At 75.1% G+C, this 19,393-nt stretch carries 21 protein-coding genes and 1 pseudogene; 13 read left to right on the top strand and 9 right to left on the bottom strand.

Features of this window, described 5'->3' with window-relative positions:
- From BAW75_RS31485 to BAW75_RS31460, 6 genes and pseudogenes are all read left to right on the top strand, one after another.
- Positions 1-486 (top strand): annotated as a pseudogene (locus tag BAW75_RS31485) (serine/threonine-protein kinase); the annotation flags it as partial.
- Positions 487-540: 54 nt separating this feature from the next.
- Positions 541-1,548, top strand: a complete 1,008-nt coding sequence (locus BAW75_RS31480; protein WP_104115946.1) for a hypothetical protein — start codon at positions 541-543, stop codon at positions 1,546-1,548.
- A 73-nt stretch (positions 1,549-1,621) separates the two neighbouring features.
- Positions 1,622-2,626 carry a mechanosensitive ion channel family protein gene (locus tag BAW75_RS31475; RefSeq protein WP_104115945.1) on the top strand — a complete coding sequence of 335 codons (1,005 nt, stop codon included), beginning with the start codon at positions 1,622-1,624 and terminating at the stop codon, positions 2,624-2,626.
- Between the two features lie 203 nt (positions 2,627-2,829).
- On the top strand, positions 2,830-4,059 hold the full coding sequence (locus tag BAW75_RS31470; protein WP_104115944.1) for an MFS transporter: 1,230 nt from the start codon (positions 2,830-2,832) through the stop codon (positions 4,057-4,059).
- Positions 4,060-4,140: 81 nt separating this feature from the next.
- On the top strand, positions 4,141-6,003 hold the full coding sequence (locus BAW75_RS31465; protein ID WP_104115943.1) for a transketolase: 1,863 nt from the start codon (positions 4,141-4,143) through the stop codon (positions 6,001-6,003).
- Positions 6,004-6,092: 89 nt separating this feature from the next.
- Positions 6,093-6,482, top strand: a complete 390-nt coding sequence (locus BAW75_RS31460) for a DUF2267 domain-containing protein (protein ID WP_104115942.1) — start codon at positions 6,093-6,095, stop codon at positions 6,480-6,482.
- A gap of 97 nt (positions 6,483-6,579) precedes the next feature.
- Here the strand turns inward: BAW75_RS31460 and BAW75_RS31455 are convergent, their stop codons facing one another.
- Positions 6,580-6,978 (bottom strand): YchJ family protein, encoded by a 399-nt coding sequence (locus BAW75_RS31455; protein ID WP_104115941.1) that lies wholly within the window; start codon positions 6,976-6,978, stop codon positions 6,580-6,582.
- Between the two features lie 110 nt (positions 6,979-7,088).
- Here BAW75_RS31455 and BAW75_RS31450 point away from each other — a divergent pair, with 110 nt between their 5' ends.
- Complete coding sequence (locus BAW75_RS31450) at positions 7,089-8,090, top strand: phosphotransferase family protein (protein ID WP_104115940.1); 1,002 nt, start codon at positions 7,089-7,091, stop codon at positions 8,088-8,090.
- Positions 8,091-8,093: 3 nt separating this feature from the next.
- On the opposite strand, the gene BAW75_RS31445 is transcribed toward BAW75_RS31450, so the two are convergent.
- The 4 genes from BAW75_RS31445 to BAW75_RS31430 form a co-directional block, all read right to left on the bottom strand.
- The gene (locus BAW75_RS31445; RefSeq protein WP_104115939.1) at positions 8,094-8,735 is read right to left on the bottom strand and encodes a class F sortase; all 642 of its coding nucleotides are present in this window, start codon (positions 8,733-8,735) and stop codon (positions 8,094-8,096) included.
- A gap of 73 nt (positions 8,736-8,808) precedes the next feature.
- Complete coding sequence (locus BAW75_RS31440) at positions 8,809-9,291, bottom strand: hypothetical protein (protein ID WP_104115938.1); 483 nt, start codon at positions 9,289-9,291, stop codon at positions 8,809-8,811.
- 241 nt (positions 9,292-9,532) lie between these two features.
- On the bottom strand, positions 9,533-10,201 hold the full coding sequence (locus BAW75_RS31435; RefSeq protein ID WP_069088645.1) for a response regulator: 669 nt from the start codon (positions 10,199-10,201) through the stop codon (positions 9,533-9,535).
- Positions 10,198-11,301 carry a sensor histidine kinase gene (locus BAW75_RS31430; RefSeq protein WP_104115937.1) on the bottom strand — a complete coding sequence of 368 codons (1,104 nt, stop codon included), beginning with the start codon at positions 11,299-11,301 and terminating at the stop codon, positions 10,198-10,200. Before BAW75_RS31430 ends, BAW75_RS31435 begins: the two co-directional genes overlap by 4 nt.
- Before the next feature lie 169 nt (positions 11,302-11,470).
- Here BAW75_RS31430 and BAW75_RS31425 point away from each other — a divergent pair, with 169 nt between their 5' ends.
- From BAW75_RS31425 to BAW75_RS31405, 5 genes are all read left to right on the top strand, one after another.
- Positions 11,471-11,884 carry a DUF6069 family protein gene (locus BAW75_RS31425; protein WP_104115936.1) on the top strand — a complete coding sequence of 138 codons (414 nt, stop codon included), beginning with the start codon at positions 11,471-11,473 and terminating at the stop codon, positions 11,882-11,884.
- A 178-nt stretch (positions 11,885-12,062) separates the two neighbouring features.
- Entirely contained in the window at positions 12,063-12,470 is a 408-nt protein-coding gene (locus tag BAW75_RS31420) for a YciI family protein (protein ID WP_104115935.1), read from the top strand.
- Positions 12,471-12,478: 8 nt separating this feature from the next.
- Positions 12,479-13,624, top strand: a complete 1,146-nt coding sequence (locus BAW75_RS31415; protein ID WP_104115948.1) for an RNA polymerase sigma factor — start codon at positions 12,479-12,481, stop codon at positions 13,622-13,624.
- A 42-nt stretch (positions 13,625-13,666) separates the two neighbouring features.
- Positions 13,667-14,914 (top strand): MFS transporter, encoded by a 1,248-nt coding sequence (locus BAW75_RS31410; RefSeq protein WP_043323888.1) that lies wholly within the window; start codon positions 13,667-13,669, stop codon positions 14,912-14,914.
- A 48-nt stretch (positions 14,915-14,962) separates the two neighbouring features.
- Entirely contained in the window at positions 14,963-16,147 is a 1,185-nt protein-coding gene (locus BAW75_RS31405) for a lycopene cyclase family protein (protein ID WP_104115934.1), read from the top strand.
- Positions 16,148-16,192: 45 nt separating this feature from the next.
- On the opposite strand, the gene BAW75_RS31400 is transcribed toward BAW75_RS31405, so the two are convergent.
- Together BAW75_RS31400 and BAW75_RS31395 are read right to left on the bottom strand one after the other, a co-directional pair.
- Complete coding sequence (locus tag BAW75_RS31400; RefSeq protein WP_208635359.1) at positions 16,193-17,308, bottom strand: serine hydrolase domain-containing protein; 1,116 nt, start codon at positions 17,306-17,308, stop codon at positions 16,193-16,195.
- A 91-nt stretch (positions 17,309-17,399) separates the two neighbouring features.
- Complete coding sequence (locus BAW75_RS31395) at positions 17,400-18,188, bottom strand: tyrosine-protein phosphatase (protein WP_104115933.1); 789 nt, start codon at positions 18,186-18,188, stop codon at positions 17,400-17,402.
- Positions 18,189-18,258: 70 nt separating this feature from the next.
- Between BAW75_RS31395 and rnhA the strand changes: the two genes are divergently transcribed.
- The gene (rnhA, locus tag BAW75_RS31390; RefSeq protein ID WP_043323891.1) at positions 18,259-18,822 is read left to right on the top strand and encodes a ribonuclease HI; all 564 of its coding nucleotides are present in this window, start codon (positions 18,259-18,261) and stop codon (positions 18,820-18,822) included.
- Here the strand turns inward: rnhA and BAW75_RS31385 are convergent.
- The gene (locus BAW75_RS31385) at positions 18,741-19,001 is read right to left on the bottom strand and encodes a hypothetical protein (protein ID WP_043323893.1); all 261 of its coding nucleotides are present in this window, start codon (positions 18,999-19,001) and stop codon (positions 18,741-18,743) included. The two genes, rnhA and BAW75_RS31385, sit on opposite strands and share 82 nt — an antisense overlap.
- Before the next feature lie 73 nt (positions 19,002-19,074).
- Positions 19,075-19,329: a preprotein translocase YidC gene (locus BAW75_RS31380; protein WP_104115932.1), complete on the bottom strand. Its 255-nt coding sequence runs from the start codon at positions 19,327-19,329 to the stop codon at positions 19,075-19,077.
- Positions 19,330-19,393 lie beyond the last annotated feature (64 nt).

Raw genomic sequence — 19,393 nt, 5'->3', positions numbered from 1 at the left:
GCGCGACGAGGTGGACTGTCGGCTCGGCGGCATCGGCGTCCCCGGGCGGGGTCACCGGCAGGGCGCGGGTCGGCAACCCGGTCCGGCACGCCCACCCCCAGCGCGTCGCGCAGCACCACCCCGCCACCGCCGGACGTGACCGCGCCGGTCGTGGACGGGGTACGCGCCGACCCCGGCGAGCTGGACCCGAAGGGCTGCCCCTACGGCGCGAAGAGCAGCACCGTCACCGCCACCGTCACCGACGACCGCAGCTCCCCGGCCGCGCTGACCGTCACCTTCGGCTACACCCTCGACGGCGCCACCGGAACGGTCCGGATGGCCGCCGCCGGCCGCGGCGTGTTCACCGGCACGCTCGGCCCGCTGTCCACGCCCAAGCGCAGCGCCCGCATCCCGATCCGGGTCGCCGCCGCCGACGCCGCCGGCAACACGACCACCTCGGCGTCACCGGTGTACGTGACGCTCTACCACGACTGCACCCCCGGCTAGGAGTACGACAGTGCCCGCTGCCCAGCACCGCATCCCGTTCCGGGGACGTCCGGCGTGACCCGGCCCGACGAGCCCACCGAGGCGCTGCCGACCCGCGCCCTGCCGGTGACCCCGCCCGGGGACGCCGATGCCGCCGAGCCGACAGTCCACCTCGTCGCGCCCCGCGCCGCCGCCGAGGCGGAGCCGACCGTTTCTCTGTCTGCGGTGAACGGCGAGCCGACGGTGCCGCTGTCCGTGGACGGCGCGGAGCCCACTGTGCCACTCGCCCGGCCGGAGGTGGACCGCTCGCCAGATGCCGAGCCGACCGTCCACCTGAGTCCGGCTCCGGCTCCGGCAACGGCTCCGATTCCGGCCCCGGGCACCGTGACCGGGCAGGCGACAGTGCGTCCGCGGCCGGCGCCGCCGGCCAGGGGCCCGGGCGTGGAGCCGACCGTCTCGTGGCAGCCCACCGGGGTACCGCATGGGCACCAGGCCGGCGGGCAGCCGGCGGCGACGGGCGCCGGGGCGTACCCGGATCGGACCGTGGGCGCGCGGGCGCCCAGCGGCGTCCCGGCGCCCGCGCCCGGCGGCGAGTTGCGCTTCGGGCCGGGCGTGCCGGTGACGCCGCCGCCCGCGCCGCCCTGGCCGACCGCGCCCCCGATCCGGCCGCGACCGGTCTGGCGGCGTGTCGTCTCGGTGCTGTCCACGCTGCTCACCGCCGCGCTGCTGCTCACTGTCGGCCTCTACCTGTGGCAGCGGCTGCGCCCGATGGAGGTCGAGCAGGTGTCGGTGGCGGCGAACCGGCCGGCCGGTGTCGCGTGCGACGTGACGGTGGACGTGGTGGCCACGGTACGGACCAACGGGCGCGCCGGAACGATCCGCTACCAGTGGTTCCGCTCGGACGGCCCGCCCGGCGCGGTGCTCACCGAGCGGGTCGGCAGCGGGCAGCACACCGCGACCCTCACCCTGGAGTGGACGTTCTCCGGAGTGGGCACGACAGTCGGCACGGCCACCGTCAACATCATCGAACCGGCGCCGATGCAGGCCGGCACCCGCGTCAGATACCGCTGTCCCGGCGGCTGACCGCGTTTCCCCGCGCGCGGGTCCGGGTAGCCCCACCCGAACAAACCTGGACCACGTACGTGGAGGCCCTTCGATGAGAGACAACTTCGGGGACGCGGTGGGCGACGCGTTCCGTTCGGTGATGCTGTTCCTGCCCAAGGCGGTCGCGTTCGTCGCGATCCTGATCGCCGGCTGGCTGATCGCCAAGGCCGTGCTGAAGCTCGTGGACAAGGTGCTGGAGCGGGTCCACTTCGACCGGGCCGTCGAGCGCGGCGGCATCAAGACCGCGCTGGCCCGCTCCAAGTACGACGCCAGCGACATCGTCGCCAAGCTCGCCTACTACGGCGTGCTGCTGGTCACGCTCCAGCTCGCGTTCGGCATCTGGGGCCCCAACCCGATCTCCGACCTGATCGCCGGTGTGATCGCCTGGCTGCCCCGGGCGTTCGTCGCCATCGTCATCGTGGTGGTCGCCGCGGCCATCGCCCGTGCCGTGAAGGACATCATCTCCAGCGCGCTCGGCGGCCTCTCCTACGGCCGGGTGCTGGCGAACCTCGCCTCGGTGTTCATCCTGGGCCTCGGCGTCATCGCCGCGCTCAACCAGATCGGCGTCGCCACCACTGTCACCACTCCGGTGCTGATCGCGGTGCTCGCCACCGTGGGCGGCATCCTGGTCGTCGGCGTCGGCGGCGGCCTGGTCCGGCCGATGCAGAGCCGCTGGGAGAACTGGCTGACCCGGGCCGAGGAGGAGTCGCGCACCATCGCCACGCACGCCCGCGCGTACCAGGCCGGGCGCCGCGACGTCGAGGCCCGCCTGGCCGCCACCGGCCCGTACGCGGACTCCGAGCTGACCCAGCCGGTGAGCCGGGACGCCGAGGCGGACCTTACCCAGCCCGTCCCCGCGTACCCGGCCACCCCGGCCGCCGGCGGTGCGGACGCCACCGAGCCGGTGCCGACGGAGGCCACGCAGCACATTCCGGCGTACGCGGACTCCGACCGCACCCAGCCGGCCACGCCGCGTCAGCCGACCGCCGAGCAGGCCGCGGACAGCGAGGCCACCATGGTCATCCCGCAGGCCGACGTGGAGAAGTTCCGCCGCTGACCTGGCGGCAGTGACACTCGGGGCGGGACCGCACGGTCCCGCCCCGATCTCGTGCCCGCCGGGGGACCACCGGGGCGCCTCGCGGCGGATAGGATCCCGGCATGACCTGGCGATGTTGATGCCCTACTGAGCGACGAGGCCGCGGGCCGCCGCGGACGCCGTGCATTCCGGCCGGTGTCCGTCACGTCCCGTGGGAAGGTCCCATGCTCGTCGCTCCTGCCCGCGTACCCGCGACCCGCCGCCTGGCGGCGACGCTCTACGGGTACGCGTTCCTCACCGACCTCGTCCTGCTCTACCCGCTCTACGTGCTGCTGTTCGCCGACACCGGGTTGTCGGTCGGGCAGATCTCCTCGCTGTTCGTGCTCTGGGCGGCCGCCGGCATCGTGCTGGAGGTGCCCTCCGGGGTGTGGGCCGACACGGTGTCGCGCCGGCTGCTGCTGTGCCTGGCGCCGCTGCTCGCCGCCGCCGGTTTCGCGCTCTGGGTGCTGCTGCCGTCCTACCCGGCGTTCGCCGTGGGTTTCCTGCTGTGGGGCGCCGGTGGCGCGCTGCGCTCGGGCGCGCTGGAGGCACTGGTCTTCACCGAGCTGGAGCGTCTCGGTGCGGCCGACAGGTACGCCCGGCTGATCGGCCGGGCCCGCACCGCCGAGGTGCTCGGCGCCGTCGGGTCCGGGGTGCTCGCCGGGCCGGCGTACGCGCTCGGCGGCTACCTCGCGGTCGGCGCGGCGAGCGTGGCGACCTGCCTGCTGGCGGCAGCCGTCGCGGCCCGCTTCCCGGAACACCGCCCACGATCGTCCGCGCCGGTTCCAGGTGGCGAGCCGGACGGGCCGCGCGCGAGTGCCGCGCCGGGTGACGACGAGCCCGGCTGGCTTAACAGCCTGTGCCTGGGCCTGCGCGAGGTGCGCGCCGACCGCCGCGTCCGGGCCGCCGTGCTGCTGGTCGCGGCGGTGACAGCGATCTGGGGTGGGCTGGACGAGTACACCGGGCTGCTGGCCGCCGACACCGGCATGGCCGAGGTGGGCGTACCGCTGCTGCTCCTGCTGGTCTGGGCCGGGATGACTGTGGGTGGGCTGCTCGCGCCGCTGGGCGAGCGGCTGTCCCACCGGGGGTACGCGGGCCTGCTGGTGTTCGCGGCGGGCGCGACGGCGGCCGGGGCGCTGCTGCGGCACCCGGCGGGGTTCGTGCTGCTGGCCGCCGCGTTCGCCGCGTTCCAGCTCGCCACGGTGCTCGCCGACGTGCGGCTGCAGGCCCGGATCGCCGGGTCGGCGCGGGCGACCGTCACGTCGCTGGCCGGGATGGCCACCGATCTGACCATCGTCGCCTTCTACGCCGGGTACGGGCTGCTCGCCGGCGCGGTCGGCAACCCGGGTGCCTTCGCGGTCGCGGTGCTGCCGTACCTGCTGGTGGCGCTGTGGCTGTTCACCGGTCGAGCATGAATCACCAGAAAAGGGACCAATGGTCGCGTTCGCGGCCTAGCGTGGGTCCGGAAAATCGGCGACCCCGGGGAGACGATCGCGGTGACGTTGGAAGCAGAGCGCACACTGCGCGACGAGGACCTGACCGGGCTGGCGGAGCTGGCCGCCCAACTCCGGGTGGACGCCATCCGGTGCAGCACGATGGCCGGCTCCGGGCACCCGACATCGAGTCTCTCCGCCGCCGACCTGCTCGCCGTGCTGGTCGCCCGGCATCTGCGCTACGACTGGTCCTACCCGGGCAACCCCGGCAACGACCACCTGATCCTCTCCAAGGGGCACGCCTCGCCGCTGCTGTACGCGGTGTTCCGGGCCACCGGCGCGATCAGCGAGCAGGAGCTGCTGGAGACGTACCGGCAGGCCGGGTCGCGCCTGCAGGGCCACCCCACGCCGGTGCTGCCCTGGGTCGACGTCGCCACCGGCTCGCTCGGGCAGGGGCTGCCGGTCGGGGTCGGGGTGGCGCTCGCCGCCCAGTACCTCGACCGGTCACCCGCGCACGTCTGGGTGCTCTGCGGCGACAGCGAGACCGCCGAGGGATCGGTGTGGGAGGCGCTGGACAAGGCCGGGCACTACGGGCTGCGCAACCTCACCACGATCGTGGACGTCAACCGGTTCGGCCAGCGCGGCCCCACCGAGCTGGAGTGGGACCTGGACACCTACCGGCGTCGTGTCGAGGCGTTCGGCTGCCGGGCGATCGTCGTCGACGGCCACGACCTGGGCGCGATCGACGAGGCGTACGGGCAGGCACGCGAGGCCACCGGGCCGACGGTGGTGCTGGCCCGCACGGTCAAGGGCAAGGGCGTGCCGGAGGTGGAGAACGACCCGGCCTGGCACGGCAAGGCGTTCGACCCGGAACTGGCCGACCGGGCCGTACGGGCGCTCGGCGGCCCACGCCGAGTAGGGGTCGCCGGGCCGAAACCTCCCGCCGCGCCGCGCACCGCCGCCGCCGAGCACCGGCAGCCGGAGCTGCCCCGGTACGAGCGCGGGACGAAGGTGGCCACCCGGAACGCGTACGGCGACGCGCTGCGCGCCCTCGGCCCCGGCCGGCCCGACGTGGTCGCGCTCGACGGAGAGGTCAGCGACTCCACCCGGGCGGAGAGCTTCGCCGCCGCGTACCCCGATCGGTTCTTCCAGATGTTCATCGCCGAGCAGCAGCTCGCCGCCGCGGCGGTGGGCCTGGCGGTACGCGGCTACCGGCCGTTCGCGGCGACGTTCGCCGCGTTCTGGTCCCGGGCGTACGACTTCATCCGGATGGCCGGGGTGTCCCGGGCCGACATCGCGCTGGTCGGCTCGCACGCCGGGGTCGAGATCGGCCCGGACGGCCCGTCCCAGATGGGGCTGGAGGACATCGCGGCGCTTCGCGCGGTGCCCGGCTCCACGGTGCTCAGCCCGGCCGACGCGGTCTCCTGCGCGGCGCTGGTCGCCCAGATGGCCGACCACCCGGGCATCACCTACCTGCGCACCACGCGCGGCAAGTACCCGGTGCTCTACGACGACGGCGAGCCGTTCCCGATCGGCGGCAGCCGAATGGTGCGCGACGGCGGCGACGTGGCGCGCGCCGGCACCGGCGTGACGGTGCACCTCTGCCTCACCGCCGCCGACGAACTGACCCGCGAGGGCATCGACGCGCGCGTGATCGACATGTACTCGATCAAGCCGGTGGACCGGCAGCGCCTCGCCGAGACCGTGGTGGAGACCGGCGGGCGGCTGGTGGTGGTCGAGGACCACTACCCGGAGGGCGGGCTGGGCTCAGCGGTGCTGGAGGCGCTCGCCGACCTGGGCGAACCGTCCCGGGTCAACCACCTGGCGGTACGCGGGCTGCCCGGCTCCGGCACCCCGGCCCAGCAGTTCGACCGGGCCGGCATCGGCGTCGGCGCGATCGTCTCGGCGGCGCGGGCCCTGGCCTGAACGCCTGGTCGCCGGGGCCAGGTCAGCGGCGGTGTTTGCCGAGGCCGGCGGCGGGTAGCCACGCTGCCGTTGCGACGGGAGGACAGACGATGGCCGAACCGGAGTTCTACGCGCGGGTGTCCGCCCGCGCCGGCGTACCGGTCGAGACGGCCCGCGCGCTGACCGAGGCGACGCTGCGCACGCTCGCCGAACGGATCAGCGGCGGCGAGGCCGACGACCTGTCCGCGCACGTCGCGCACGAGCTGCGTCCGTTGCTGGCGCGCGCCCGGGTCGAGGACCCCGAGGTCTTCGGGTACGACGAGTTCCTGCGCCGGGTCGCCGAGCGCTCCGGCGCGACCCCGTCCGCCGCCGAGCGCGGCGCGCGGGCGGTGCTGCAGGCGCTGCACCGGGTGGTCGGGCCCGCCCAGTTCAACCGGGCGCTGTCCCAGCTGCCGCGCGAGATCGCCGAGCTGGCCCAGCCCGCCCCGCGCCCGGCCTAGGCGAAAGGAAGGGCCCCTTGTTAACGCCTCCGGTAGAGGAAGGGCCCCTTGTTAACACCCGCCGCCGCAGGCTGCGCGCGTCGGTGCCGGGGAGGCGTCACTCGGGCAGCGCGTCCAGGTAGACCCAGCGGCCGTCCTCGCGGGCGAAGCGGCTGTGCTCGGCCAGCACACCCGCCCGGCCACCCTCGCGGTAGTGCGCCCGGAACCGGACCGTACCGGCGCTGTCGAACAGGCCGCCCTGACCGGTCTCCACGATCTCCAGCCGGGTCCAGCGCGTGCCCGGGTCCAGCTCCAGCCGGTCGGGCCGGGTGCCGGGGTGCCAGCTGTGCCGCAGGTAGGCGGCGTCGCCGAGCGCGAACGCGCTGAACCGGGACCGCATCAGCGCCTCCGCGGTCGCCGCCGTCGCCTCGCCCCGGTGGACCGGGGCGCAGCAGTCCGCGTACGGCCGGCCGGTGCCGCACGGGCATGCCGCCGTCCGTTCACCCCGTCTCGCCATGCCGCGATTCTCCCAAGCCTCGGAGAGGTGTTAACAAGGGGCCCTTCCTCTACCGGAGGCGTTAACAGGGGGCCCCTCCTTACACCTCAACCCAGTAGGCTTCCCGGACCATGAGCGTGAGTCCGACTCAGCGTGTCCTCGACCCCGATCAGGTCCGCCGATACCTCACCGCCTCGCTCGGGCCCGGCGTCGAGGTGGCCGACTGCGGCCCGCTGTCCGGTGGCGGCTTCGCCGCCGTCTGGCAGGTACGCCTCACCGACGGCCGCGACGTGGTGCTCAAGGTCGGTCCGCCGCCGCACGTGCCGCTGCTGCGCTACGAGCGGGACATGGTCGGCGCGGAGGCGCACTACCTGCGCCTGGTCGCCGACCGCGCACCGGGGGTGCCGACGCCGGCGCTGCTGCACCACGGAACCGACCCCGAGCTGGGCGACTGGCTGCTCATGGCGCGGCTACCAGGTCGTACCCTCTGGGACCTGAGCCAGGCCGGCGCGGACGTCGGGCCGCTGCGCGAGGAGTTCGGCCGCGCGCTCGCCGCGCTGCACGCCGTCACCGGCGAGCGGTACGGCTACGACGGCGACCGGGCGCACGGGGCTACCTGGCGGGACGCGTACACGGCGATGGTGGACGACATGCTCGCCGACGCCGCCGACTGGGCGGTGCCGCTGCCGGTGCCGGCGTCCCGGATCCGGGAGCTGGTGGCGCGGCACGCGGCGGTGCTCGACACGGTACGACGCCCGGCGCTGCTGCACTTCGACGGCTGGGCCGGCAACGTGCTCGCGGTCGCCGGGCCGGACGGCACGCCCCGGCTCACCGGCCTGGTCGACGGCGAACGCTACCTGTGGGGCGATCCGCTGATGGACCTGGTGTCGCCGCTGCTGTTCCGCCGCGCCGAGGACGAGCCGGACGACCCGCTGGTGCGCGCCTACCGGGCGGCGGCGCCGTTCCCGCTCGACGCCGGGGCGCGGCGGCGGCTCGGGTTGTACCGGCTGTACCTCTACCTGCTGATGACCGTCGAGATGCCCAGCCGGAACATCACCGCCGACAACGACCCGGGCCGGGTGGCGCTGCTGGCGAAGCTGCTCGACGCGGAACTGGCCGACCTGGAAGGCTGAGCGTCAGCGGGTAGCGGTGGCGAAGACCACGATGTTGTCCGGGTAGCTGCCGGTCCGCGGGTCGAACCGCCCGCCGCACGTGATCAAACGCAGCCGCGCAGCAGCGTCGCCGCCGTAGACCCGCGCGGTGGGGAAGCGTTCCTTCGGGTACGCCCCGACGCCGTCCACGGTGAACGCCGCCGTCCGGCCGTCGGCGCGCAGCACCCGGATCGTGTCGCCGGGGCGCAGCCGGCCGAGGTCGAAGAAGACCGCCGGGCCGTGCTGCGAGTCGACGTGCCCGACCAGCACCGCGTTGCCGGCCTGGCCGGGGGCGGGACCGGGGTGGTACCAGCCGGTGACCTCCGGGCGTTCCAGCGGCGGGACCTCCAGCGCGCCGTCGGCGTCGGTGGCCACCGGCACGATCTCGGCGTCCACGCCGATGCGCGGGATGGTCACCCGCACCGGTGTGGCGCGGGGGAGCGCCGGGCCTGCCGTACCCGGTCGTTCGGTGGCGGGCGCGGCGGAGACGCCGGGCTGTGGCGGTGGCGTCGACGTGGTGCCGAGCCCGGCCGAGACCAGTCCGGTGCCGGTGGGGTCGCCGACGGTGACGGCGGTGACCACGACGGCGGTGCGCAACCGCGACCGGCGCTGCGACTCCGACAGCATCCCACCTCCGTCCGACAGGGACGTGCCGCCCGCGCCGGGTGCTCCGGCGCGGGCGGACCGCTCGACGATCCGGTCAGGCGACGGCGCCCGCGCGGCGTCGGCGGATGACCGCGTACGCGCCACCGGCGAGCGCCCCGGCGGCCAGCACGCCCCCGGCGACCAGCACCCCGGTGTCGCCGTCGCGCCCGCCGCCACCGGCCTGCGCGCCGCCGATCGGGGTGACGGTGAACGTGGCGCTGCCGCCGTCGGCGCCGTCGCCGCACGTGGTGGCGACGGTGTACGTGCCGAGCGTGAACCCGGCGGTGAACAGCTCGGCGCTCAGGCCACCGCCCGCGGCCGCAGTGGTGGACCGGACGTTCTGGTCCCGGTCCGGGCCGGTGACCCGGAAGATCGCGTCACCGGCGTTCGGGTTGCACGTGGTGGTCAGCACGACGGTGCCGCCGACCGGGGTGGCGGCGGGTGAGACTCTGGTGTCCGCCAGCGCGGCGGCCGGGAGCAGCAGTGCGCCGAGGCCCACGCCGAACGCCGCCGATCCGAGAAATGACTGTGCCTTCATCCGCGTCTTCCCTCACTTTTCGTCCGCTGTAGGCGTGGGACGTCGTTCGGGTGGCCAACTCCGTGACGAGCACCGGTGTGGCCAACACTAGGAGGGTTGCGGCGGTCACTGGGGGTAATTGAGAAATCTTCGTTGCCGTCCGGTGTGCTCCCTGCCGCCGTCGGAGGGTGGACATGCCGGGCCAGGCCGGACGGCGAGCCGTCCCGCTTCGCCGTGTCTGGGTCCGCTGTCCGTTTCGCGCCTACCGGACGGGCGGTTCCGGCCGGACCAGCCCGGTGTCGTACGCGAGCACCACCGCCTGGATCCGGTCGCGCAGGCCCAGCTTGGTGAGGATCGCCGAGACGTGTGTCTTCACGGTGGCGGTGCTCAGGTGCAGCCGGGCGGCGATCTCCGCATTGGACAGTGCCCGCGCGGTGAGCGTCAGCACCTCCCGTTCGCGGGCGGTCAGCACGGCGAGGGCGTCACCGGTGGGTGTGGGCGCGGGAAGCCGGTCGGCGTACCGGTCCAGCAGCCGCCGGGTCACCGTCGGCGCGAGCAGCGCCTCGCCCCGGGCCACCACGCGTACCGCCTCGGCGAGGTCGGCCGGGCGGGTGTCCTTGAGCAGGAACGCGCTGGCCCCGGCGCGCAGCGCGGCGTAGACGTGTTCGTCCAGGTCGAACGTGGTCAGCATGACCACCTTGGCCGGGTTGCCGGCGGCCACCAGGTCGCGGGTGGCGGCGATGCCGTCGCGGCGGGGCATCCGCACGTCCATCAGCACCACGTCCGGCCGCGTACGCGTCGCCACCGCGACCGCCTCGACCCCGTCGGCGGCCTCGCCGACCACGCTCAGGTCGGGCCGCGCGTCGAGGACTGTGCGCAGCCCGGCGCGGATCAGCTCCTGGTCGTCGGCGATGACCACCCGTACCGTCATCGGGCCGCCTCCACCGGCAGCCGGGCGTGGACCCGGAATCCGCCGGCCGGCAGCGGGCCGGCGTCCAGTGTGCCGCCGAGCAGCCGGGCCCGTTCCCGCATGCCGACGATGCCGCGCCCGGTGGTCGTGCCGGGGCGGCGGGCGGGCGCCGGGCCGTCGTTGACGACCTCCAGCCGCAGTACGCCGTCGCGGTAGTGGACGTCCACGTCGGCGTGGGTGGCGTGCCCGTGGCGCAGCGCGTTCGTCAGCGACTCCTGCACGATCCGGTACGCCGACAGCTGCACCCCGCCGGGCAGCGCCTCGCCGTCGTCGTCGCGCCGCAGCGTCACCCGCAGGCCCACCGCCCGTACCGCGTCGGCGAGCGCGTCGAGCTGCGCCAGTCCCGGCTGCGGTCCGTCCGGTTCGGACCCGTCGTCGAGGGCGAGCGCGTGCAGCATGGCCCGCAGTTCGGTCAGCGCCGACCGGGCCGCCGTGTCGATCGCGGCGAGCGCGGCGCGGGCCTGCTCCGGCTGCTCGTCGAACACGTCCTCGGCGGCGGCGGCCTGCACCGCGATGACCGCGACGTGGTGCGCCACCACGTCGTGCAGCTCCCGGGAGATCCGCTCCCGTTCGGCGGCGCGTACCTGCCGTTCGCGCTCGCCACGCCGCTGCGCCTGGCCCCGCTGCAACTCGCCGAGCGTCCAGCTCAGGCCCAGCGCGGTCACCGCCAGCAGCAGGTCCCGCCAGCCGCCGGTGACCAGCTTCCACGGCGTGGGCGCGAGCAGCAGCCCGAGCGCGACGAGCGAGTACCGGGGCGGGCGCAGCCGGGCCACGTACGCCATCGGCACCGCGACCAGGCCGAGCCAGCCGAGCTGCGGGCAGAGCGCCTCGAGGCCGACGCCGGCGAGCGCGGCGACGCCGAGGGCGTACCCCGGGTGGCGCCGGATCCACAGCAGACAGCCGGCCTGCGCGACGGCGAGGCCGACCGCGACGGCGGTCGCGCCGGTCGTGTCCGGGCCGGCGTCGGAGGCCAGCAGCGCGAGCAGGCACACGGCGAGGCTCACGGTGGCGATGCCGCCGTCGAGCAGCAGCAGGAGCCGGGACCGGGACGCGCACCTCATGTCCGGATGCTAGGCCGCGGGCGCACCGCTTCTCATCGGTCGCCAGACGGAGATCCGGGCCGGTGATCGGTCCGGCGACGGAGCCGGGAACCGCTCCGCGGCCCGATCCGCGCAGCGGCCCGCCGGACCTAGCGTCTGCGGCAGTCGTCCCGATGCCGAGGAGCTACCGATGGAAACCACGATTCCGACCGCCGCCACCCGCCCGACCCGCCGCCGGGTGCGGCTGCTGACGGTGCTCGCCGCCACCGTGGCCACGCTGCTGGGCTGGGTGGTCGCGGTGCCGCTGGCCGGGGTGGAGCTGACCGCGCGCACCGGTTCGGACGTGCAGCGGGTGACGCCGGTGGCGGTGGCGGTGAGCACGCTGCTCGCCGGGCTGTCCGGCTGGGCGCTGCTGGCCCTGCTGGAGCGGCTCACCGCCCGCGCCCGGACCGTCTGGACGGTGGTCGCGGGCCTGGTGCTGCTGGTGTCGCTGCTCGGTCCGCTAAGCGGGGGAGTGGGGGGCGCGGCGACGCTGACACTGGTGGCGTTTCACCTGGTCGCGGGCACGGTGCTGATCACCGGCCTGCGCCGCGCCGCCGCCTGACGGGCCGGGCCGCCGCGACGGGGGCAGGCGGCCCGGCCTCCAGAACTAGCCTCCTAGGATGCCCTACGCGATGTGACGCTCGAAATTCCTCCGCCACCGATGTCGAGAACGGGCAGGCGGCTTCGTCCCCGGAGTGAACGCGGCCAGAATGGGTCGCACCCTCCACGAGGAGACACAGATGAAGTACCTGCTCCTGAAGCACTACCGCGGCGGCCCGACCCCGGTCACCGGCATGCCGATGATCGACAAGTGGACGCCGGAGGAGATCTCCGCGCACGTGAACTACATGCAGGAGTTCGCCGCCCGGCTGCAGGAGAGCGGCGAGTACGTCGACGGCCAGGCGCTCGCCCCGGAGGGCACGTTCGTCCGCTACGACGGCGAGGGACGCCCGCCGGTCACCGACGGCCCGTTCGCCGAGACGAAGGACCTGATCGCCGGCTGGATGGTGATCGACGTGGACAGCTACGAGCGCGCGCTCGAACTGGCCGCCGAGCTGTCGGCCGCGCCGGGGCAGGGCGGCAAGCCGATCCACGAGTGGCTGGAGCTGCGCCCGTTCCTGACCGCGCCGCCGACCATCACCGAGTGATCCGTCCGATGGACGAGGTCGCGCTCCGCAGCCTCATCCCGGGCGTACTCGGTGTCCTCGTCCGCCGCGGAGCCGACTTCGCGGCGGCCGAGGACGCGGTGCAGGACGCGCTGATCGAGGCGCTGCGTGTCTGGCCGGCCGACCCGCCCCGCGACCCCTTGGGCTGGCTGGTCACAGTGGCGTGGCGCCGGTTCCTGGACGCGGTCCGCGCCGACGCCGCCCGGCGCCGACGGGAGGACCTGATCGACGAGGAGCCGCCGCCCGGCCCGGTGCCCGCCGTGGACGACACGCTGCGGCTCTACTTTCTCTGCGCGCATCCGTCGCTGAGCCCGTCGTCGGCCGTCGCGTTGACGCTGCGCGCCGTCGGCGGGCTCACCACCCGGCAGATCGCGCAGGCGTACCTGGTGCCGGAGGCCACCATGGCGCAGCGGATCAGCCGGGCCAAGCGCACCGTCTCCGGGGTTCGCTTCGACCAGCCCGGTGACGTCGCCACCGTGCTGCGCGTGCTGTACCTGGTGTTCAACGAGGGCTACTCCGGCGACGTGGACCTGGCCGCCGAGGCGATCCGGCTCACCCGGCAGCTCGCCGCCGCGATCGACCATCCCGAGGTGGCCGGGCTGCTCGCGCTCATGCTGCTGCACCACGCCCGCCGGGCCGGCCGGACCGCGCCCGACGGCAGCCTGGTGCCGCTGGCCGAGCAGGACCGCAGCCGGTGGGACACCGCGCTGATCGCCGAGGGCGTGGGCATCCTGCAGACCGCGCTGTCCCGCGACCGGCTCGGCGAGTTCCAGGCCCAGGCCGCGATCGCGGCACTGCACGCGGACGCGCCCACCGCCGCGGAGACCGACTGGGTGCAGATCGTCGAGTGGTACGACGAGCTGGTGCGCCTGACCGGGAACCCGATCGCCCGGCTCAACCGGGCGGTCGCGGTCGGCGAGGCGGACGGCCCGCGCGCCGGGCTGGCGGCGCTCGCGGCGCTTGACGACACGCTGCCCCGGTACACGGCGGTGGCCGCGTACCTGCACGAACGCGACGGCGACCCGGAGCGGGCAGCCGGCCTGTACGCCGACGCGGCCCGTCGCGCGGCCAGCCTGGCCGAACGCGACCACCTCAACCGGCAGGCGGCCCGCCTCAACTCCCACCGCCCCGGATAAACCGGTCGGCAGGGTTCGTCGCCGCTGGTAGGTTGCCTCGCCGTGACGGGGGAACGGCTCGGCGGGCGCTTCGCCCGACTGTGGACGGCGAGCACGCTGTCCGCGCTGGGCAGCGGGACGGCGACTGTGGCCGCGCCGCTGTACGTGGCGTCGCTCACCGACGATCCGCTGGTGGTGTCGGCCGGGGCGGCGGTGTCGTGGCTGCCGTGGCTGCTGTTCGCGCTGCCCGGCGGCGTGCTGGCCGACCGGGTGGACCGGCGGCGGCTGATGGTGCTCATCGACTGGGTACGCGTCGGCGCGCTCGCCGTGCTCGCGGCGGCGATGCTCGCCGACCGGGCCGGGATCGCGCTGCTGTACGCGGTGCTGTTCGTGGTGAACACCGGCGAGGTGGTGTTCCGTACCGCCGCGCAGGCGGTGCTGCCGGCGGTGGTGCCGCGCTCGCTGCTGGAACGCGCCAACGGGTGGCTGGGCGGCGGCACCCAGGTGATGCAGAACATGATCGCCGGCCCGCTCGGCGGGTTCCTGTTCGTGCTGGCGGCGTCGCTGCCCTTCGCCCTGAACGCCGGCACGTACGCGCTCAGCGCCGTGCTGGTCGGGCTGCTCGCCGGGACGTACCGTGCCGGGCCGGCGCCGGACGGGCGGCGTTCGGCGCGAGCGGAGGTCGCGGAGGGGTTCCGCTGGTTGTGGGGGCAGCGGCTGCTGCGCACCATGACCGTGCTGATCGGCCTGCTCAACGTCACGCTCACCGCCGCCGTGGCGGTGCTGGTGCTGCTCGCCACCGAACGGCTGGGTCTCGGCTCGGTCGGCTACGGCGCGTTGTTCACCTGCATGGCAGTGGGCGGCGTGCTCGGCTCGGTGGTGGGGGACCGGCTGATCGCCGCGATCACGCCCACCTGGACGGTACGGACCGGGCTGCTGGTCGAGGCGGGACTGCACCTGGCGCTGGCCGCGTCCCGCAGCGCCGCCGTGGTCGGGTTCGCGCTGTTCGCGTTCGGGGCGCACAGCGCGCTGTGGAACATCGTGGCGAACTCGCTGCGGCAGCGGCTCACCCCGCCCGCGTTGATGGGCCGGGTCGGCAGCACCACGTTGTTCGTCGCGGCGGGCGGAAACTGCGTCGGCGCGCTGCTGGGCGGTGTGGTGGCGGCCCGGTTCGGCATCACCGCGCCGTACTGGGTGGGTTTCGTGGTGGCGGTCGCGGTGATCGCCGCGACGTGGCGGGTCTTCGACCGGGCGACGGTGGCCGCCGCCTACGCCCAGCCGGCCCCGCAGGAGCCCGCCCCGGTGGCCTGACGCCGGGTCGGCCGGTGACCGCGCCCGCCGATGTGACAGCGTGGTCGGGTGCAGGCATCCTCAGCGGTCGACGTCGACCTCGCGCTGGTCGGCGGCGGCGGCGCCGCGTCCCTGGTCCTGGCCGCGCTGGACCGCCACGACGTGACCGGGCTGCGGGTCGCGGTGGTCGACCCGGTGCACAAACGCGGCCAGGACCGCACGTGGGCGTTCTGGGGCCTGCCCGGCGACGACCTGGATCCGTTGCTGAGCGCGAGCTGGTCGCAGGTCGACGTGGTCACGCACGCCGGCCGCCGCGTCCTCACGCTCGACCCGCTGCGGTACGCCATGCTGCGCTCCGCCCCGGTCTACGACCGGGCTGCCGCGGCCGAGCGGCGGCTGGACGCGGTCCGGATCAGCGCTCCGGCGGGGGAGCTGCACGACGACGGTGAGCGGGTCGCTGTCCGCGACCCGGACGGGCGTGAGCTGGTGCGGGCCGGCTGGGTGCTCGACTCGCGGCCCCGGCGGCCCAGGCGGCCGGGGCGGACCAGCTGGTTGCAGCACTTCCGGGGCTGGTGGCTGGCCGCCGACCGGCCGACGTTCGATCCGCAGCGGGCCGTTCTGATGGACTTCCGCACCCCACAGCCGCAGCGCGGCGTCTCCTTCGGGTACGTGCTGCCTGTCGACGACCGGTTCGCGCTGGTCGAGTACACCGAGTTCGGGCCGGAACTGCTCGACGACGCGGGCTACGACACGGCGCTGCGCGGCTACGCCGACCTGCTCGGGCTGGATCTGACCGCGCTGCGGGTGCGGGAGGTCGAGGACGGCGTGATCCCGATGACCGACGGCCCGTTCGAACCCCGTCCCAGCCCGCGGGTGGTGCGGCTGGGCACCGCCGGTGGGGCGACCCGGCCGTCCACCGGCTTCACGTTCTCCGCGATGCTGCGCCAGGCCGACCAGGTGGCCCGGGCGCTCGCCGCCGGCCGTCCGCCGGTGCCCGCGCCCGCGTACCCGGGGCGGCACCTGTGGATGGACGCGGTGGCGCTGCGCGCGCTGGACCGGGGGCACGTCGGCGGGGTGGAGTTCTTCGAGCGGCTGTTCGACCGCAACCCGGCGGAGCGGGTGCTGCGGTTCCTCGACGGCGTGACCAGCCCGGCCGAGGATCTGGCGGTGATGCGGTCCAGCCCGCTGCTGCCGATGACCGGCGCGGTGCTCGGCGACGCGGCCGGCCGGCTGCGGGCCCGCCTGCGCCGCTAGCCTGCTCGCCTGCCCGGGTCGTGGCCGGCGTCTGCCTTCTCGGCGCTACCGGCGGCCGGTCGCCTCGGCGACCCGGTCGCGCACCAGCGCCCGCAGCTGCTCCATCGGGTCGCCGTCGCCCGCGCCGAGCCGGTTGCGCACCGCCGCCACCGTCAACCCCAGATCCGGGTACGCGAACGCGAGGCTGCCACCGCTACCGGCGGTGCCGAACGATCCGTCGTCCTCGACCGCGTACCCGAGCCCGAACGTGCTCTCCTGGCCGAACACCCACTCCTGGGCGCGTACCGCCGGGGCGGACACCTCCCGCATCCGCGCGGCGGAGATCAGCCGTACCCCGTCGACCGGGCCGAGCAGCGCCGCGTACATCCGGGCCACCGCGCGGGCGCTCATCGTGCCGACCGACGGCACGTCGGCGCGCAGCACGTCGGGGCGGGAACCGATGACGGTGTCGGGGCGTACCGCTGGCGGGGCGACCGCGTCGAAGTGCGGCAGGTTCGCCCCGGCCCAGGTCATCAGCGCGGACAGGCCGGCGTCCTCCAGCCGGGCCAGCCGGGCCAGGTCCGCCTCCGGTACGGCGAGGAACAGTTCCCGGTCCACGCCGAGCGGCCCGGCCACCTCGTCGGCGAGCACCCGCGACACCGGCGCGCCGGTGACCCGCCGGACCACTTCGCCGAGCAGCCACCCCCACGTCCAGGCGTGGTACGCGAGCCGCTCGCCGGGCGCCCACAGCGGCCGCGCGTCTGCGAGCAGCTCGCACATGCGCGTCCAGTCGGTGAAGTCCTCCGGCGTGACGTCGGCGGGCAGCGCGGGCAGGCCGGCGGTGTGGGTGAGCACGTGCCGCAGCGTGATGGCGTCCTTGCCGTGCCGGGCGAACTCCGGCCACACCGCGGCGAGCGGCAGGTCGTAGTCGAGCCGTCCCCGCTCGGCGAGCACGTGCACGACGGTGGCGGTGAGGCCCTTGCCGGTGGAGACCGCGTGCACGGGCGTGTCGGCGGTAATCGGCCGTCCGGTGGTGGTGTCGGCGAGCCCCGCGTGTTCGGAGACGATCGCCACCCCGTCCAGGTACGCGGCCACCTGCACACCGGCCTCCCGGCCGGAGGAGACCAGCTCGTCGATCGTGTCCCGTACCTCGGCCCGCAGGCCGTCCCACCGCGTGTCCACGATTTCGCAGCGTGCCAGACCGCCGCGCCGCCGTCGCTCGCTTTTCGGCCGCCGGTTCTCCGTCGCTGCGTGCTCGGCCGGGCGGCGGCGCTCAGCGGGCGAGTGTCGTCGGCGTGGCGCCGGTGGTGCCCTGGGTCGGCAGCGGGTCCGTGTCGCCGGTGAGCAGCCGGGCGCGCAGCGCGTCGATCGTCTGCGCGTCGACACCGAGCCGGCCGGTCACGTAGCCGTGCACGGAACCGTGTGCGGCCCGCAGGTCGGCCAGCACCAGCCGGATGACCTCGGCCGGCGCCCGCCCGTACGCGGGCCAGCCCGGTGTCGCGCCGCCGTTGCGGTCCCGCCACTCGGCGACCAGCCGGTCGGTGGCGTGCTCGGTGAGCGCGAAGTCCGCGGCGGTCTGGTCGTCGTCCACCCCCAGCAGGGACAGCACCAGCGCGGCGAGCAGGCCGGTGCGGTCCTTGCCGGACGCGCAGTGGAACACCAGCGGATGCTCGCCGTCCGCGATCACCTCGACCGCCCGGCGCAGCTCGGCCACGCCGTCCTCGGCCACCTCGGCGTACCGGTCGGCCAGGTAGCGCCACGGGTCCACGTCGGGATCGATGTCGGCCTGCACGTACGGCCGGTGCTCGATGCTCAGGTTGTGCCAGGTCACGCCGAGGCTCTCCGGGGCCCGGCCGCGGTCGGCGATCTCCCACGGGTAGCGCAGGTCGATCACGGTGCGGACGCCGAGCGCCGCGAACTGCTGCAGGTCGTCACCGGCGAGCTTGGCCAGCGAGTCGGAGCGGTAGAGGCGGCCCCGGGCGACGGTGCGGCCGTCGCCGGTCCGCCAGCCGCCGAGGTCACGGAAGTTGCAGAGGGTGGCGAAGTCCGGGGGAGCGGTCATACCGGCACGCTAGCCGCGCGCGGCGGGTCGGGTGGTCCCGCGTGCTCGCGTACCCGGTAGGTTGCCGGGCATGGCGGAGGCGGAGACCGGCCGGGTCGTGGAGATCTGGACCGACGGCGCGTGCAGCGGCAATCCCGGGCCCGGTGGGTGGGGCGCGGTGCTGCGCTGGGGCGGGCACGAGCGGGAGCTGTGCGGCGGCGAGGCCACCCCGACCACCAACAACCGGATGGAGCTGACCGCCGCGATCCGGGCGCTGGAGAGCCTGACCCGCCCGGTCACGGTACGGCTGCACACCGACAGCACCTATGTACGCAACGGCATCACCGGCTGGCTGAACGCCTGGAAGCGCAACGGCTGGCTGACCGCCGCGAAGCAGCCGGTGAAGAACGCCGACCTGTGGCAGGCGCTGGAGGCGGCCTGTGCCCGGCACGACGTGACGTGGCTGTGGGTGAAGGGCCACAACGGGCACCCGGAGAACGAACGCGCGGACGCGCTGGCGAACCGGGGCATGACCGAGGCGCGGAGCGGCACGGCCGCCGCCCCGCGCACGCGTCAGCGCAGCGGCCGGCCCTCCTCGATCTCCTCCGGCTCCTCGGACGGGTCGCCGGTTCCGGAGACCGCGTCGACGTCGTAGCCGGCGCGGCTGACCTCCCGCGCGGACCGGCGGTCCTCGGCGGGCAGGTCGGCGAAGTCGTCACCGGTGTCGTCGGTGGTGTGCAGGGACTCGCCGGGCGGGCGCAGGGACGCCTCGTACGCGGTCACGCCGTCGGGTTCGTCGCCGGCCGCGCGGCCGAAGGACTCTTCACTGGTCATGTCGCACTCCTGCCCGCAGCGGGTGACGGCAAACGTTCGGGTGGCCTGGTGTCCGGCCGGTGCTCGCGCCTGCTCAGCCGGCGGCGTCCCGTCCGCGGGCCGCGTCCGGGTGGGTCGGCATCGAGGAGCCGCCCGAGCTGCTGCCGGAGGCGCCGCCCGCCATGCCGGAGCCGTCGTCCTCGGTCACCTCGTCCGGTTTCGGCGCGCCGGGTGCGGGCGCCGGCACGTCGGTGTCCGCGGCCGTCTGCACCAGCGGAACCTGCCCGGCCTCGTCCTCGGCGTGCGCCGGATCGACCGGCTCCTCACCGTCGCGTGCCCGATATCCCACCGGTGCCCCTCCCGTCGACCAACAGTCGTCCGCGACGCCTACCCCACCCCATCCCCACCAAACC

The sequence above is a fragment of the Micromonospora chalcea genome, from assembly GCF_002926165.1.
GTDB classification, from domain to species: Bacteria; Actinomycetota; Actinomycetes; order Mycobacteriales; family Micromonosporaceae; genus Micromonospora; species Micromonospora chalcea.
This window is presented reverse-complemented; position numbering and strand designations above follow the sequence as displayed.